Annotated in this window: 13 protein-coding genes and 1 pseudogene; 8 read left to right on the plus strand and 6 right to left on the minus strand. The window is 62.6% G+C overall.

The features are described 5' to 3' along the window. Positions 1–90: 90 nt before the first annotated feature. Entirely contained in the window at positions 91–1527 is a 1437-nt protein-coding gene (locus CI41S_RS17425; RefSeq protein ID WP_139860787.1) for an FAD-dependent oxidoreductase, read from the minus strand. A 388-nt stretch (positions 1528–1915) separates the two neighbouring features. Here CI41S_RS17425 and CI41S_RS17430 point away from each other — a divergent pair, with 388 nt between their 5' ends. From CI41S_RS17430 to CI41S_RS17450, 5 genes and pseudogenes are all read left to right on the plus strand, one after another. Further along, the gene (locus tag CI41S_RS17430; RefSeq protein WP_139860789.1) at positions 1916–2740 is read left to right on the plus strand and encodes a class I SAM-dependent methyltransferase; all 825 of its coding nucleotides are present in this window, start codon (positions 1916–1918) and stop codon (positions 2738–2740) included. A 27-nt stretch (positions 2741–2767) separates the two neighbouring features. Further along, complete coding sequence (locus tag CI41S_RS17435) at positions 2768–4108, plus strand: LLM class flavin-dependent oxidoreductase (RefSeq protein ID WP_139860791.1); 1341 nt, start codon at positions 2768–2770, stop codon at positions 4106–4108. A 58-nt stretch (positions 4109–4166) separates the two neighbouring features. Then, positions 4167–4985, plus strand: coding sequence for a MetQ/NlpA family ABC transporter substrate-binding protein (locus CI41S_RS17440; protein ID WP_139487283.1), 819 nt, complete (start codon positions 4167–4169; stop codon positions 4983–4985). 226 nt (positions 4986–5211) lie between these two features. Further along, complete coding sequence (locus CI41S_RS17445; protein ID WP_139860793.1) at positions 5212–5721, plus strand: Lrp/AsnC family transcriptional regulator; 510 nt, start codon at positions 5212–5214, stop codon at positions 5719–5721. Positions 5722–5802: 81 nt separating this feature from the next. After that, a pseudogene (locus CI41S_RS17450) lies at positions 5803–6390 on the plus strand (nitrilase-related carbon-nitrogen hydrolase); the annotation flags it as partial. 482 nt (positions 6391–6872) lie between these two features. On the opposite strand, the gene CI41S_RS17455 reads toward CI41S_RS17450, so the two are convergent. Further along, a complete protein-coding gene (locus CI41S_RS17455) occupies positions 6873–8075 on the minus strand; it encodes an aspartate kinase (protein ID WP_139860797.1) in 1203 nt (400 codons plus the stop codon). Then, positions 8076–9251, minus strand: coding sequence for an N-acetylglucosamine-6-phosphate deacetylase (gene nagA, locus CI41S_RS17460; protein WP_139860799.1), 1176 nt, complete (start codon positions 9249–9251; stop codon positions 8076–8078). Positions 9252–9371: 120 nt separating this feature from the next. Here nagA and CI41S_RS17465 point away from each other — a divergent pair, with 120 nt between their 5' ends. Genes CI41S_RS17465 through CI41S_RS17475 form a run of 3 tightly spaced genes read left to right on the plus strand, consistent with a single transcriptional unit; the run spans position 9372 to position 12296 of the window. Beyond that, entirely contained in the window at positions 9372–10310 is a 939-nt protein-coding gene (locus CI41S_RS17465) for a glucosamine kinase nucleotide-binding domain-containing protein (RefSeq protein WP_139487279.1), read from the plus strand. Positions 10311–10329: 19 nt separating this feature from the next. Next, positions 10330–11286, plus strand: coding sequence for an N-acetylmuramic acid 6-phosphate etherase (locus CI41S_RS17470; RefSeq protein WP_139487533.1), 957 nt, complete (start codon positions 10330–10332; stop codon positions 11284–11286). A gap of 11 nt (positions 11287–11297) precedes the next feature. Then, positions 11298–12296, plus strand: a complete 999-nt coding sequence (locus tag CI41S_RS17475) for an SIS domain-containing protein (RefSeq protein ID WP_139487278.1) — start codon at positions 11298–11300, stop codon at positions 12294–12296. 116 nt (positions 12297–12412) lie between these two features. Here CI41S_RS17475 and CI41S_RS17480 read toward each other — a convergent pair whose 3' ends face one another. The 3 genes from CI41S_RS17480 to CI41S_RS17490 all read right to left on the minus strand — a co-directional run bounded on the left by CI41S_RS17480 (position 12413) and on the right by CI41S_RS17490 (position 15264). After that, positions 12413–12952, minus strand: a complete 540-nt coding sequence (locus CI41S_RS17480; protein ID WP_139860802.1) for a hypothetical protein — start codon at positions 12950–12952, stop codon at positions 12413–12415. 258 nt (positions 12953–13210) lie between these two features. Further along, on the minus strand, positions 13211–14437 hold the full coding sequence (locus CI41S_RS17485; RefSeq protein WP_139860804.1) for an allantoate amidohydrolase: 1227 nt from the start codon (positions 14435–14437) through the stop codon (positions 13211–13213). After that, the gene (locus CI41S_RS17490; protein WP_139860806.1) at positions 14434–15264 is read right to left on the minus strand and encodes a type 1 glutamine amidotransferase; all 831 of its coding nucleotides are present in this window, start codon (positions 15262–15264) and stop codon (positions 14434–14436) included. The genes CI41S_RS17485 and CI41S_RS17490 overlap by 4 nt, the downstream gene beginning before the upstream one ends. Positions 15265–15266: the final 2 nt, after the last annotated feature.

The raw sequence follows: 15266 nt of genomic DNA on the forward strand, positions 1-15266 counted from the left end.
CTCATCACCGCGATCTCAAGGACAAGGCTCCGCCATGCGCCGGTCGCGGGAGCGACGGCGGAGACAAATGAAGTCGTTTTGGGCTTGGCTCTATTCGGCTGCGGCGTGTTCCGGTGGACGCCAGATCGCCGGCGCGTAAAGCTCAGGCGCAAAATCCTCTGCAATTTCCCCGTTGATCCGTGCCTCATGCGACGAGAGATCGGCCAGAAACAGATCGCGGCTGATGCGCGCAACAATCGCGGGAATGTCGCGCTTGAAACTCGGGACATCGCCGACCGGCAAGCCGAAGCTGACGAAGGCCGCGGGATTAAAGACGTGAATATCCTTCAGATGCGGCGCACGGCCCGGCACCTTCTCCAGGTACTCATGTCCCGCGCCGAGATAGGGATAGGCGGCCAGCGTCTCGTCCCTCTCGCCTTCGGGCGGCGTGAAGCGATCGCGCCACAGCCGGATTTCATCCGCGAAGTCGCGCAGCTCGGCCTGCGCACCGAGATCGACCAAATAGCCGGTGGCGACGATCGCAAAGTCGAACGCGAACTCGCCCTGGGGCGTGACCGCGACGGCCCGCGTTCCTCTCACCCGCGCCGCGCTCCATGGCGCTCCGAGATGCAGATGAAAATTGGGATAGACCACCGCGCGCGAGATCGCGTCCGGTGGCGGGGTCGAGCCGGCGCGGCGGAACCGGATGGCCTGCTGCCACCGCACAGCATCCGGAAGCGCCCCGTAATTGTCATAGGCGCCGGGATAGCCGCGAATCCGAATCACCGGCAGCGACGCCAGGGTTTCGCGCCGCGCGAACAGGTGCACGTCGTGCGCGCCGGCCTCCAGCGCCACGGCGGCGGCATCGAAGGCCGACGCGGCACCGCCGATCACGGCGACCGATCGGCCGCGCAGCGTCTTGAAGTCGATCGCCTCCGACGTATGCGCGTAGAACCGCTTCGGCAGCTTCTGCAGCGCCTCCGGAACGTGAGCGCCGCCGCTCCCGGCAAATCCGGTCGCAAGCACCAGCTTTCGCGCGGTCTCGACGGTCGCATGACCGTCCCACTCCAGATGCAATCGCAGATGATCCACGGCCGGTTCGATGCGGGTCAGTCGCGTGCCGTAGCGGACCGCAACGCCCGTCACCTTGCGATACCAGTTCAGATAGGCCGCCCAGTCAAAACGCAGAATGCGGTCGAGCGCATCATAGGCCGCCGCGCCATAACGCGCTTCATACCACGCCTGGAAGCCGAGCCCGGGCAGGCCGAGTTCCGGCCCCGGCAACGTCTTTGGCGTCCGCAGCTTGTGCATACGCGCGCTCGTCAGCCAGACGCCGGCTTGGGTATGGTCGGCCGCCGCATCGATCACCGAGACTTTCCCGATTCCCGCCCGGCGCAACGCAAAAGCAAAGGCCGAGCCGGACTGCCCGCCACCGACCACGACGACGTTGTGATCGATGCCGTCGCGATCCGGAACCCAGTTCTGCGGGTCCGGTCCGATCAGGCGAAGGGCTTCGCGGGCAACACTGTCGGGATCGGATTTCGGCATGGAGAACGACCTCGCTTTGACGTTGCAAATCGTAAAAGCGAACGAGGCTCAGTCAATGAAACGAAACCAGCTTTGTTTTCGACGGCGCGCAATGATCGCTTCGTCGGCGGTGCATGCGCTGAAAAATTTGCGGCGACTGCTCGTTGAGCAATCGCCTCCCGGCCGGTGCAACGGGCAAAACTGCTGCAATCGACACGGAAAGCATCCGCAGTTGCTGCCTGACTTCGTTAGCGCAAGCGCGCTCGTCTCCGATCGGCGATCAACTCATAAGGTTCATGCTCGCGCGCCCGACAACAACGCAAATTCATTTCAGCGGCATCGACATAGAGTTCGGCATGACGAACGCGCAGCGTCCAAGGCGCCGGCGCAGGACAATGGACCCTGAAAAATGTCGCAAACTGGCAGTGTCATCAGCCTCGAGCACGATACGCCGGAGCTCGCCCGCTCCTACGACGAAGCGGGTCTTGTTCAATTCCGTCACGGCAAATTCCTGATCGGGCCGCTGGCGATCAAGTCCGGCGAACATGTGCTCGACATCGGAACCGGCACCGGGCGGCTTGCGGAATTCGTCACCGGGCTGGTCGGCCCGAACGGCCGGGTGACCGGCATCGATCCGCTCGCCGGCCGCATCGAGATCGCGCGGCTCCGGCAGTCGGACAATTTGCAGTTCGATACCGGCAGGGCCGAAGACCTTTCCCGCTTCGCAGACGGTCAGTTCGACGCGGTCTACCTCAACAGCGTCTTCCACTGGATCGCCGACAAGGATCGCGCCTTGCGGGAAATCCGCCGCGTGCTGAAGCCGGGCGGCCGTCTCGGGTTGAACGTGCAGGACCCATCGCGGCCACATCAATCTCGTGTGTTGCTCCGCCAGGCCATCGCCGAGGCTGGTCTCGCGGATCGCCGACAGGATTCCAATCCGGTCCTCGGATCGACCGACGAGGAGCTGAAGGCGCTGTTCGCCGCCAACGGCTTCACCGGTTATCGCAGCGAGCTCCGCGCACTTGTCGACATCCATGACGACGCCGCTTCGCTGCTGCGCTGGTCGGAAGCGAGCGCCTTCGGCAACTTCCTCGAAGCCTTCTCGGCGACCGAGCGTAATCTGGTGCACCAGGCGTTCGCCAAGCTTGTCGAGGACAGGCGCACGCCCGAGGGCCTGTCGCTCGAGCGCTATCTTCGCTTCGCGTTCGCGCGCAAGGCGCCAGCCTCCAACTGACACGATCTTCCTTCGCGGGTTCCAACCATGAGCAAACGACAGCTTTCCCTCAATTTCTTCATCTATCCGGACGGCCACCATGAGGCAGCCTGGCGTTACAAGGACTCGGCGCCCGACCGCCTCCTCGACGTCACCTACTATCAGGAACTGGCGCAGCGCGCCGAAGCCCACAAGTTCGACGCCGTGTTCTTCGCCGACGGCCCGGCGCTGGCGGACAATGTACGCCACGCGGCACGGTTCCGCCTCGAGCCGATCACACTGCTCACCGCAATTGCATCCGCCACTCAACGCATCGGCCTGATCGCGACGGCATCGACGACCTACACCGAACCCTACAACCTCGCCCGCCTGTTCGCCTCGCTCGACCATTTGAGCCGAGGCCGCGCCGGCTGGAACATCGTGACGACGAGTTCAGCTCAGGCCGCACAGAATTTTGGGCTGCCCGAGCATCCTCCGCATCATGAACGCTATGAGCGGGCACGGGAATATCTCGATGTCATCACCGCCCTGTGGGACAGCTGGGAAGACGACGCGCTGGTCAATGATCCCGTCTCCGGCGTTTTCGCCGACACCGACAAGATTCACGCCATCAATCACGTCGGAAAGCACTTTCGCGTTCGCGGCCCCCTCAATATCTCGCGAACGCCGCAGGGTCGGCCGGTCTATGTGCAGGCCGGCTCGTCCGACGACGGTCGCGCCTTTGCCGCACGCTTTGCCGAGGCCGTCTTCACCGCGCATCAAACGCTGGCGAGCGCGCAGGAGTTCTATGCCGACATCAAACGGCAGGCACGCGCCTTCGATCGCAGTCCCGATCAGATCAAGGTCCTGCCCGGCATCAGCCCCTTCATCGCCAGCACGCAAGTCGAGGCTGATCGGCTGCAGGACGAGTTCAACGAGCTGATCCAGCCGGAATATTCGCTGATCCAGCTGCGCCAGATGATTGGCCTCGACCTCTCCGGCTTCGATCTCGACGGCCCCTTCCCCCGGCATCTGATCGACACCGATGGCGCGCGGGGTGTCGCCAGCCGCTTCAAGCTGGTGGTCGACATCGTCGACCGCGAGAAGCCGACCATCCGGCAACTGGTGCAACGGCTGGCTGGCGCACGCGGCCATTGGGTGGTCGCCGGCCCACCGGAAAAGATCGCCGACAACATCCAGACCTGGTTCGAGAACGGCGCGGCCGACGGGTTCAACGTCATGCCGCCCTGGCTGCCCGGCGGGTTCGAGATCTTCGCCGAGCGGGTCGTGCCGATCTTGCGCAAGCGCGGACTATTCCGGCACGATTACGAGGGCACGACGCTGCGCGATCACTATGGCTTGAGCCGGCCGGCAAGCGTGTTTTCCAACGCAATCCAGGCGATCGCGTGATCATCCGGCCCGCCCCTGAATTCTGTCCATCCTCATCATCCGGGATTCAAAGATTGTCATGCTGACTGCGCGTTCCTCGTTGCTTTCGACCCTTCTCATCCTGGGCGCTCTCTGCGGCGCCACCGTGCGTGCCGAAACACCCGCCAAACCCGAGCTGAAGGTCGGCTTCGTCCCGGGCCCCTACATCGACGAGTTCAAGGTGGGCGTCGCGCCTGAACTGCAGAACAAGGGCTATCGGATCCGCTATGTCGAGTTCTCGACCGGGCTGGAAGCCAACAATGCCGTGTTCAAGGGCGAGATCGATGCCAATGTGATGCAGCATACGATCTTCCTGCACTCGTACAACGAGCGCCAGAAGACCGATCTCGTCGGGATCGTCCACGTCCCGACCCCGCCGATGGGGCTCTATTCCAAGAAGCATGCCCTGGGCACGCCGATCAAACCTGGCTCAACTGTCGCAGTACCAAACGATCCCGTGAATCTACAGCGCGCACTGTGGATCCTGCGCGACCTCGGCCTCGTCGAAATCCGCGACTCCAAGCCGGTCGACGTCAGTGAGCTCGACGTCATCAAGAATCCCGGCGGCATCAAGATCGTGCCTTTGGAAGCCGCGCAGGCACCACGCGCGCTCGACGACGTCGACTTCGCGGCCATCCAGGGCAATTTCGCAATCTACAGCGGGCTGAAGCTGACCAACGCTTTCGCGCTGGAAAAGATGACGACGCCCTATATCAACGTCGTCGCGGTCAAGCAGGCCAACGCCGGGGCGATCTGGGCGCAGGATATCGTCGACGGATACAAGTCGCAGACGTTCAAGACGGCAATTCTGTCCGACAGGTTCTATGACGGGTTCACCCTGCCGGACTATCTCAAGTGAGAGACAAACGACTGAGGTCCGCGCGTGCGAATGCAAGCTCTTCTGCCTGGCGCCGGACGGCTCGCGCATCGCAGGCTACGGCAACCGGATGGATGCACTACGGAAAACCACAGCCGTGGAATGCGCTTCTCCGGCCAATGCATTTTTAGAAATGCCCGCGCCTTGCGCAGAATATTCTTTCAATTAGCATCGGACATGACCAGCCGTTTGAAAGAAAGTTCTCAGCATGTCCGAAATTCACGCGCTTCCGTCTGCGACGGCTCGCCGTCTGGATGCGATCGATCGCAAGATCCTGAGGGTGCTCCAGGAAGACGCGTCGCTATCGGTCGCCGAGATCGGTGAACGTGTCGGCCTGTCCTCGACGCCCTGCTGGAAGCGCGTCCAGCGCCTCGAGAACGAAGGGATCATCACCGGCAAGGTCGCCCTCGTCGACCAGAACAAGATCGGTCTGGGTCTGTCGGTCTTCGTGTCTGTCGAGAGCGACGATCACTCCGACACGTGGCTGCGGAAATTTGCATCCACCGTCAGCGCGATGCCCGAAGTGATCGAATTCTATCGCATGGCGGGCGACGTCGACTATGTGCTGCGCGTGGTCGTCGCCGACATGCACAGCTACGACCTGTTCTACAAAAAGCTGATCGGCGCGATCGCGCTGAAGAACGTGACGTCACGTTTTGCGATGGAGAAGATCAAGTCAGTGACGGCCCTGCCGGTCCCGGCGCTCGAGCCATCCTAGTCGATCGAGCGGATCATCGCCTGACGAAGTCGGCGATCCCCAGCAGCGCCTCGGTCGCTTCGGGAAACAATCCGAGGAACGCGTGCCGGTGACGCGCTCTACAACAGTGCTGCAATCGCTGGGCCCGACGGCTACGTCGGCACCTATCGCAAGGTGCACCTGTGGGGCTCGGAAAACCTGTTCTTCGAACCCGGCGATCTCGGCGTTCCCGTCTGGAAGACCAAATTCGGCCGCATGGCCGTGGCGATCTGCTACGATGGTTGGTTTCCGGAAACCTACCGTCTCGCCGCGCTGCAGGGCGCCGACATCCTTTGCGTGCCGACCAACTGGGTGCCGATGCCGGACCAGCCCGCGAACACGATGGTCATGGCGAATATCCTCGCCATGAGCGGCGCCCATTCCAACAGCATGTATGTCGCCGCCGCCGACCGTGTCGGCGTCGAGCGCAACCAGCCGTTTCTGGGATCGAGCCTGATCGTAAGCCACACCGGCTTCCCCTTAGCAGGCCCCGCCAGCAAGCCCGACGAAGACATCATCTACGCAGAGCTGAACTTGTCGGACGCCCGCAGCAAGCGCGTGCTGAACAGCTTCAATCAGCCCCTGCGCGATCGCCGCATCGATCTCTACGACGAAATGCTCGGCACCGGCATCAAGCGTGGCTGGTATTGATCATGATCTTCCGCCTTAGCAAAGCTAAGGGACCGGGGCTCCCTCGCACATGTCGTCCCTTGTGGATGAGCCGGTGCTGACGGTACTTCGGAACAGGCTCGGACGGCATGTCGCAGCCATTGTGGTGATAATGCCATGGCCGTCGTCGTAAGCAAATTGCTCTATCCGATGTTTCATGCCGTCCGTGGCTTTCGCGAGACGAAGCCCGATGCTCGCCCAGTGTGAAGCCGGTTGCGGCGAGCATCTCCGTTTTGGGTTTATGGTGCGCTCGGAGGGCGTCCACATTTGCTGCGATTGCAACAGCTTACTTGGAAGGATGAAGGGACAAGGTGCATTTCCCCGGTCAGAGGTGCCTTTCGCAGTGCTCAGAAATAAGTTCAGTCGGATCACATCTTGCTAAGAGCCCTTCGCTGTGTAGCGGACTCGGCGCCTAACGGAATCAAGTCTCCCAGATAGCGAAAGCGATCCTTGACTTCTCGAAGCTATGTTTGCTGAACAAGCGAATGCAACGCCTCGACCGCGGCCTCCCGCTTCTCCACAGGGACAAACAAACTGACCGAATGCGGCGACAACACGTAGTTGTCGGGGACAATCCCGTGATGTCCGAGAACCCGCAACGCCCTGAACGGCAATTCCGACGAGACACCACCGAAGCAGGTGAGACTCACCGAGCTTGAAGCCTCGCGCTGCTTGCGCAGATCCTTAGCGTGGTCCAGCGTTCGCAACAGGGCGTCGAGCCACTCCGTATCGCACGCCACGGTCATGCTGGTTTTTCCTGCGGCGAAGTGCGATGCAAGGAGCTGCGGCCAGACCAGACTGTTTTGCTTGAGATGCTGCGCGAATTTCTCGAAACCTTGATTGAGATCCCCGGAATCGATTTCCACATGCTCAATGCGACCTATCGAGTTGACGGCCAAGACTTTCCCGTTTTCCATGCCTGAAACCTCTTTCATCACTTGCGTGCTGTGCTCGACGCCACCCCACTGCTTGAGGACCAGAGGCACATCCTGACTTTGCGCCAGCTCTACGCTGCGAAAATGCAGGATTCTTGCACCCCAGAAGCACATCTCCGACAGGGATGCGAAGTCTACGTGCCGCAGAGACCTCGCAGTCGGCACGATGCGCGGATCGGCCGAACAAATTCCGTCGACGTCCTTGATGATTTCACAGCGTTCGGCTTTCAGCGCAGCGGCCATCGCGACGGCAGTGGTGTCGCTGCCGCCACGGCCGAGCGTGGTGATTTCCCTGGTCGCCGGGTTCACGCCCTGAAATCCTGCCAGCACGACAACGCGTCCGCGATCAAGTTCCTCAAGCACGCGAATGGGCCGTACATCCAGAATGCGTGCGGAGGAATGGGAGTCGTCGGTCATCACGCCAGCCTGGCTGCCAGTGAAGCTGATCGCTGGCACGCCGAGATCGGAAAGCGCCATGCTCATCAGGGACATGCTGATGCGCTCACCAGTCGTCAGCAGCATATCGAGCTCGCGGCGGTTGGGATTCGAGCTGACCTGATGAGCCATCTGGATCAACTGGTCGGTGGTCTTGCCCATGGCGGAGACGATCGCCACGACACGATGACCGCGGCCGTACAGGTCGGCGAGACTGCGCGCAACCGCGCGAATCTTCGCCGGCGTTTCAAGGCAGACGCCACCATATTTCTGCACGACGATGGGCTGGTTGCGCATCTAACCTCGCTCGGAAGCCTTGTTCGCCTCGCCCATCGAACCGACACCGCCTATCCATGTGCCGACGACCTCAAAGTTCGGATTAAAGGCGACAAGATCCGCGCGGTATCCGGGCGCGATCCGTCCAAGCTCGGACCCAAGGCCCAGAAATGCCGCGGGCGTCCGGGAAGCCATGATAAGAGCATCGGCAAGGGAAATTCCGATGAGCGCAACAGCGTTGCGCACCGCCTCGATCATGGTGAGGTGAGCGCCCGCGAGCGTGCCATCCCGGTCAGTCAGGCGATTGTCGTGCAACGTGATCTCCCGTCCCTGGAGCAGGAATTGCCGGTCGTTCGTGCCCGCCAATGGCATGGCATCGGTAACCAGCATCAATCGATCGCGTCCCTTGCAGCGCAAGGCAACACGCAAGCCGGCGCGGTCAACGTGGATGCCGTCGCAGATGATCCCTGCAAACAACCGGTCATCTCCCAGCGCGGCGCCCACCACGCCCGGCTCTCGGGCGTTCAACTGCGACATGGCATTGAACAGATGGGTCACTCCCGAGACACCGCGATCGACCGCCTCCCCGATTTCGGCTGCGGTGGCGTCGCTGTGGCCGGCCGCGATACGCAATCCGGCGCCGATCAATTCATCGATCATGGACGCGGGCACGCATTCCGGGGCTAAGGTCACCATGGAGCGACCGCGGTCCCCGAAGCTTTTGATGGCGGCGAGATCGCGCCGATCGGGCACGCGTATCTCGGCTTCCGGATGAATGCCCTTGCGAGACCTGTTGAGGGCCGGACCTTCCAGATGAAAGCCGAGCACGCCAGGAATTTCGAGGCACGCCTGAGCTGCTACAGCCAATCGCTCGATGATCTCGCTTCGATCGGTGATGAGGGTTGGCAAACAGCCCGTGGTGCCGGCCTTGCGGTGCGCCTCGACGATGCGGCGAACGCCGGCCTCCGTTGGCTGGTCGTTGAGAAGAACGCCGCCGCCTCCGTTCACCTGAACATCGACGAATCCGGGTGCAAGGATCGCATCTCGGGGAAGGTGGATCGAGGCGCGCGCCTCCTCGGTGATGCCTTCGATCCGGCCCTGCGAGATCCTGACCAACCCCGGCCCGCGCATGTCGGCACCATCAAAGATGTGCTGCGCAGCAATCGAGAGAACCACGGAAGACCCAGCTTGGCCCATAAGTGCTGATCCGAGAATGGCAATCACGGACTCGTGAGGCGAGTCCCGCGCTGTAGAGGTCCTTAATATGTACACAACGGGCTTCGGGGACCCGGAGCTAACTCCTCGCGTTAACTTCTCATGGAAACAAAAGGTACCACCTATCTCGGCATCGATGGGGGCGGAACCCGCTGCCGCGCCCGGATCGAGGACGAAAACGGCAGGGTACTCGGTGAAGCGAGTTCGGGGCCTGCCACGACCCGGATTGGCTTCGACAAGGCCTGGCGGTCCATCATGGAGGCCACCGAAGCGGCGGCCGCACAGTCCGAACTTAGGCACGAGGATTTCGCGCGGATGCGCGCCGGAATTGGCCTCGCCGGTATTGGTCGCCGGGGCGCGGAAGCGGCGCTCAAACAGATCCCGCATCCCTTTGCGTCCGTTATCTTCATCAGCGATGGCCTAGCTGCCTGTCTCGGCGCCCATAGCGGCGCGGACGGGGCCATCGTGGTGGCCGGCACGGGCTCGGTGGGTGTCGGCCTGATTGGAGGCCGCGAGATCCGTATTGCCGGTTACGGCTTCCCAGTTTCGGACGAAGGCAGCGGCGCCGACATTGGCCTGCAGGTCGTTCGACTGGCGCTGCGGGCCGCGGATCGCCGCGGCGAGCTGACACCATTGCTTGCAGAGGTGCTGGGCGCATTCGATCAAGATCCTTATCAGGCCGTCGCGTGGTCTGAAGAAGCCAGGGCCACCGACTACGCCGCGTTCGCGCCGATCGTGATGCGGCACGCCAATCAGGGCGATCCGGTCGGCCGTCGCATTGTCGAACGCGCGGCCGATGCCATTGGCGATCTGCTTGATCTGTTCCTGGCTAAAGGAATTGACCGGCTCGCGCTGGTGGGCGGGCTCGCGGATGCGATTACGCCCTGGCTAACGCCGGATCTGCGCGCCCGCCTAAGGCGTCCTGACGCCGACGCAGCGGCCGGCGCGCTGCTTGTGGCGCGAAGGCGGCTCGACCTGCCCAAGCTGGATCCGCCCAAGAGAGAAACTGACCATGAACAGGCTTCGAAGTTCCGCGTTTGATGGTGCTTGGATCACCAATATGGCCACCGAAGAAGTCGATCCCAGATTTGCCGACCTTGATGCATGGTCGCTGACGTCAGCGATGGAAGCGATGTGGGAGGGCCAGCTTGCGGCGGTCGCCGCGATTGGCCATGCCCTTCCCGCGATCACTGCGGCAGCCGAAGCGGCCAAGACGGTGCTGGGCGACCGCGGTCGCATTGTATATGTCGGCGCCGGCACGTCAGGCCGCGTGGCGGTCCAGGACGGTGCCGAGCTGACGCCGACCTTTGCTTGGCCCCGCGAGCGCGTCCGCTTCGTCGTTGCCGGCGGTGACAGCGCGTTCGTCACCAGCATCGAGGGCGCGGAGGACGATGTCGATGATGCAGTCACGCAGATCAGCGCCGCACGGCTCACGCCGCACGACGTGGTGATTGCGGTAGCCGCCAGCGGCACAACACCGTTCACGGTCGCGGCGCTGCAGCAGGCCGGGTCTTTCGATGCAGTAACGATTGGTGTCGCCAACAATCCCGGCACCGCATTGCTGGCATCGGCAAAGTTTCCGATCCTGGTCGAGACCGGCCGCGAGCTGATCGCCGGCTCCACGCGGATGAAGGCGGGCACCGCGCAGAAGGTCGTGCTCAACCTGATCTCCTCAGGGATCATGCTGCGCCTTGGCCGGGTATATCGCGGCATGATGGTGAACATGTCGCCGACCAATGCCAAGCTGAAGCGGCGCGCCGAGGCCATGGTGATGCAAATCGCGCGCTGTAATCCGTCGCACGCGGCACGCTCGCTCGAGCAGGCCGGGGGAGACATCAAGATTGCAGTCCTTCTGGCGCTCGGGGTCGACAGGGTTGATGCGGAGACCGTTCTGCAGAACTGTGACGGCAACCTTCGGCAAGTGTTTGTCGAGCTCGCCAAGAATCGTGACTCGCATCGTGACCGACTCCCAAAGGGAGCGGCGGGACGCGGCCGAGGCGGAGTGGTTGAGCCGTGACGACATCCGCGATGGCGAGCGAAATCGGGGAAAGCGCGGATGTTGTCGCTAACATTGTTCGCAGCCGACCCGCCACGCGCGACATCGCACAGCGGATTGGGATTGACTCCGCCCCTTTGTGCGTTGTGTGTGGTCGGGGAAGCTCCGGGCATGCCGGGGTTTTCTTGAGATATCTTGTCGAGACGCGGCTTCGCCTTCCCGTTTCAGCAAGTGCCCCCTCGGTGATCACGGCATTTCGCACACCCTTGATGCTGCGCGATGCGCTATTCATCGTGATCTCGCAATCCGGGCGCAGCCCGGATCTCGTCGCAGCGACCAGGTCGGCACGAGTCTCGGGCGCACGCACGATTGCCATCGTCAATGCGACGTCGTCGCCGGTGGCTGACGAAGCCGAATTCGTCGTTCCCATCGAAGCCGGCCAAGAACACTCCGTAGCGGCGACGAAGACCGTGATCGGCTCGATGGCCGCCAGTGCCGGGCTGGTTGCCGAGCTGGCGCAAGATCGTGCGCTGCGGTCGGCCCTCGACCGGCTGCCCGAGCGCCTGCACCGCGCGCTGGCGCTCGACTGGTCGGAGATTTCCGATGATCTCGTCAAGGCATCAGCTGTGTTTGTAGCGGCTCGGGGCCTAGCCCTGGGCTCGGCGCGGGAGATCGCGCTCAAGCTTTCGGAAATCATGCGCCTGCCCTCCATCGGACTGAGCGCCGCCGAGCTGCAGCATGGGCCACGTGCCGCGTTATCGTCGCGCACGCCAGTTGTCATGATGCGTGTCATGGATGAAACGGCGGCCACGGTGGACGCACTGGCAGAGGAATTGCTTGAGCAAAAGATCGCGCTGCATGTCTGCGGCGGACCGCATGGCTCGCTGCCTTGGTTGGTCGAGGATGACCCCGCCACCGACCCGATCACCATGCTCGTTCCGGCCTACCGGATGATCGAGCAGGCGGCATGCGCGCGCGGACTTGACCCGGATCGTCCCCCTCGCCTGAGCAAGGTTACCGAGACGTTTTGACTGATCGCTGGCTGGCGACCAAAGCGGGAGCGACATCGTCAAAATACGTAACAAGCGCGAGCAGAAGCGACCGAATGCGAGGCAAAAGGCGACGAAGCTGATCGCTACTCTGCCGCTCATAACGGTCTGGTTGCAGGTTCGAGTGCTGCCGTACCCACCAAGAAGATCAATACCTTACTGGATCCCGGCTTTCCCCAGCGCGACGGCCGCACCAGAAACGTGCTCTTTTCGTTCGTGCACCGCCGTCCACTCCATGGCGCCAGACCGTCCTGGGTGATGTTCGATGCATGCGGAGATCGACGATCGCCGTGTTTTTCGATCGCTCGCTTTTCATCCTCCGAAAGCCTAAAGGACGGGAGCAGCGGGCATGGAGCGAGTCCTAGATCCTTTTCGTTAGGCGCCAGATCGATACACTTTCGCGATACAAAGTAGCCTACTGGAACGCCGTAAGCGATAATGACAAGAGACTTGATATCATAGACGATATAATTCGCATCTTTTGGGCAACGAGTGCCGCTAAGACAATAGAGCAGATTTTTGCGATTGAAGTCCTGTTGAACTGGCCGCTCAGCGCGGGCGCCATTCGCGATCCGCTTTTGGGCATTTTTGAAAGTTGCTGCAAAGGATTTTCCAACTGAGGTCGATTTCAACTTCAAATATGTCATTCGCGAAGGGACGCGGAGGCTTGAAGAAGTCACGCGCGACAATCTTCTTGCGCCAATCTTTAGCAACTCGAGTTGGGAATCTATCGCTTAAATCGTTGGGGCTACCTTACGCGAAAGGCCTCAAGACCCAAACTCGCGAGATCTTGTCCGACGAGCGATTGCACGCTTTGGTGCCAGGCATCTCTTCGATTTGGCCCGTCGAGGATGGTGTCCCTTCATCGTCCATGGGATCATCGCACCCGAAACGCCTTACGCCTTCGCTGTGACCATTCTCCACAGCACCTCGGTCAGCACGGCGTAGCCCTTGTCGAGGGCCGCTGGCGCCGTGAACTCGCGCGGATTGTGGCTGAGCCCGCCCTGGCTCGGGACGAAGATCAACGAGGACGGAACAGATTTCTGAATCGCCAGCGCGTCGTGGCCGGTGATGGTCTTGAATGTCATGGCCTTGAAACCGAGATCCGCGGCGGCAGAAAGAACCAGTGCCACGCCGCCGGGATCGAGCACGGTCCCCGCTCGCCTCTCGTCGGCAGCGATCGAGAGACCAACGCCGATCTCGCCCGACTCACGCTCGATTCGCTTCAGAAAGCGGTCGCTGATCGCCGAGACCACGGCTTCGGCCTCATGCCGGATCTCGAACCAGACCCGAACACGGCCCGCCACGACATTCGGCGAGTTGGGGTAAACGCTAATGCGCGCCGCGGAGGCATGGGCGCCCGCGTTCTCGCTCGCGACCTCCTGGTAGAGCGCCTCGATCGCCCGGGCCGCTGCGCGCAGGGCGTCGCGGCGGAGCGCCATCGGCATCGGTCCCGTGTGCGAGTAGTCGCCTTCGAACATCACCGATATCTTGTGCGTCATCCATGCGCCGGACACTGCGGCAATGTCGGCAGCCGCCTGCTCCAGGCGATCGCCCTGCTCCACATGCAGCTCGACATAACGCACCGGATCGTGTTCGAGCGGCGTCGTCCCGCAATAGCCGATCGCGGACAGCGCCTCGCCCAGGGTGACGCCCTCTGCGTCGCTGCATGCGTATGCATCCTGCAAGCTCAGGGCGCCGGCGAAAACCGAGCTGCCCGTTAGGCTGGGCTGGAAACGGGCGCCCTCCTCATTGGTCCAATTTACGACGGCGAGGTTGCGCCGCGCCGCCCCGGGATTGGCACGGCAACGCTCCCTGACTGCAGCGACCGCGAGGATCCCGGCGAGCACGCCGAAGGCCCCGTCATACCGTCCTCCCGTCGGCTGGGAATCGAGATGCGAGCCGGTCATGACAATTTCGGTGGACCCCGGCGCCAGCATCGCCACGCCGAACAGATTGCCGATCGCATCGATCCTCGGAACAAGGCCGCGATCGACGATCTCGCGCAGGAAGAGGTCCCTCGCCTCCTTGTCGAGCGCCGTTCCGGCCAACCGGCATACGCCGCCGTCGTCGGTCGCACCGATCCTGGCAAAGCGCGCGATGAAGTCATGCAATGCGGTCACGTCTGCTCCAGCGATGCGATCCAGTTCCTCAGCTCGGTCTGCCGGCAATCATGGCTCAGAATGTCGCGGTGAAGTGCGAATTTCCAAGCGAGATCGCCTCGCCGCTCGTCCGCGTCGAGCGCCGAGAGATCGGCCGCATATTTCGCGAGCGCGTCCAGATCGGCAAAGAACCCCTCGTCAACCAGGAGCTGCCCATAGCGCCGGATGACGGCCGCGACATCGTGCAGGCGATATTCGGGATGATATTGCACGCCCCAGAATAGCCCGCGACCAAAACGGATCTCCGCCGCCTGAACCTCGCACATGGTATTCCAGGCGGTAACAGTTGCGGACTGCGGAAGGCGAGTGACGATATCGCTGTGGATGGCCGGCGCATCGAACATCGCCGCACGACCAACATGCATGGCGTGAGCGCGGCCTTCAGGCGTCAGCGTGATCCTGCGCGCGAATCCGACCTCGCGTCCGGCCGGGTTGAGACCGACCTCGCCACCGGCCGCGACCGTCGCGAGCTGCAGGCCCCAGCACGAGCCGAACATCGGCACGCCACGAACGAAGATCTCGCGCACGAGGTCGATCTGCCGCAGCGTCTCGACCTCCCGCTGGTAGATATTGAGGGCCGATCCCGTGATCGCGATACCGTGGTAAGCTTCGAGCGGCTGCGGCAGCGCGAAGTTCGCATCCGCCGGCGTCGCGATGTCGACGACGACGCGAGGTGCAAGCGACCGCAGGACCGCCGCATAGCTCTCCGCGGGCATCGCGCCCGCCGTCTCGGCGATCCGTCGCCGGCCGGCCAGCGTGTTGCCCTCGAGAACGAGCAGCTTCAGCACGG

The organism is Bradyrhizobium ivorense (genome assembly GCF_900696085.1).
Classification (GTDB): domain Bacteria; phylum Pseudomonadota; class Alphaproteobacteria; order Rhizobiales; family Xanthobacteraceae; genus Bradyrhizobium; species Bradyrhizobium ivorense.

Excerpts from the sequence above, each read along its gene's own strand:
- CI41S_RS17425 (WP_139860787.1), bottom strand. The coding sequence starts at position 1,527 with ATGCCGAAATCCGATCCCGACAGTGTTGCCCGCGAAGCCCTTCGCCTG.
- CI41S_RS17430 (WP_139860789.1), top strand. The coding sequence starts at position 1,916 with ATGTCGCAAACTGGCAGTGTCATCAGCCTCGAGCACGATACGCCGGAG.
- CI41S_RS17435 (WP_139860791.1), top strand. The coding sequence starts at position 2,768 with ATGAGCAAACGACAGCTTTCCCTCAATTTCTTCATCTATCCGGACGGC.
- CI41S_RS17440 (WP_139487283.1), top strand. The coding sequence starts at position 4,167 with ATGCTGACTGCGCGTTCCTCGTTGCTTTCGACCCTTCTCATCCTGGGC.
- CI41S_RS17445 (WP_139860793.1), top strand. The coding sequence starts at position 5,212 with ATGTCCGAAATTCACGCGCTTCCGTCTGCGACGGCTCGCCGTCTGGAT.
- CI41S_RS17455 (WP_139860797.1), bottom strand. The coding sequence starts at position 8,075 with ATGCGCAACCAGCCCATCGTCGTGCAGAAATATGGTGGCGTCTGCCTT.
- nagA (WP_139860799.1), bottom strand. The coding sequence starts at position 9,251 with ATGGGCCAAGCTGGGTCTTCCGTGGTTCTCTCGATTGCTGCGCAGCAC.
- CI41S_RS17465 (WP_139487279.1), top strand. The coding sequence starts at position 9,372 with ATGGAAACAAAAGGTACCACCTATCTCGGCATCGATGGGGGCGGAACC.
- CI41S_RS17470 (WP_139487533.1), top strand. The coding sequence starts at position 10,330 with ATGGCCACCGAAGAAGTCGATCCCAGATTTGCCGACCTTGATGCATGG.
- CI41S_RS17475 (WP_139487278.1), top strand. The coding sequence starts at position 11,298 with ATGGCGAGCGAAATCGGGGAAAGCGCGGATGTTGTCGCTAACATTGTT.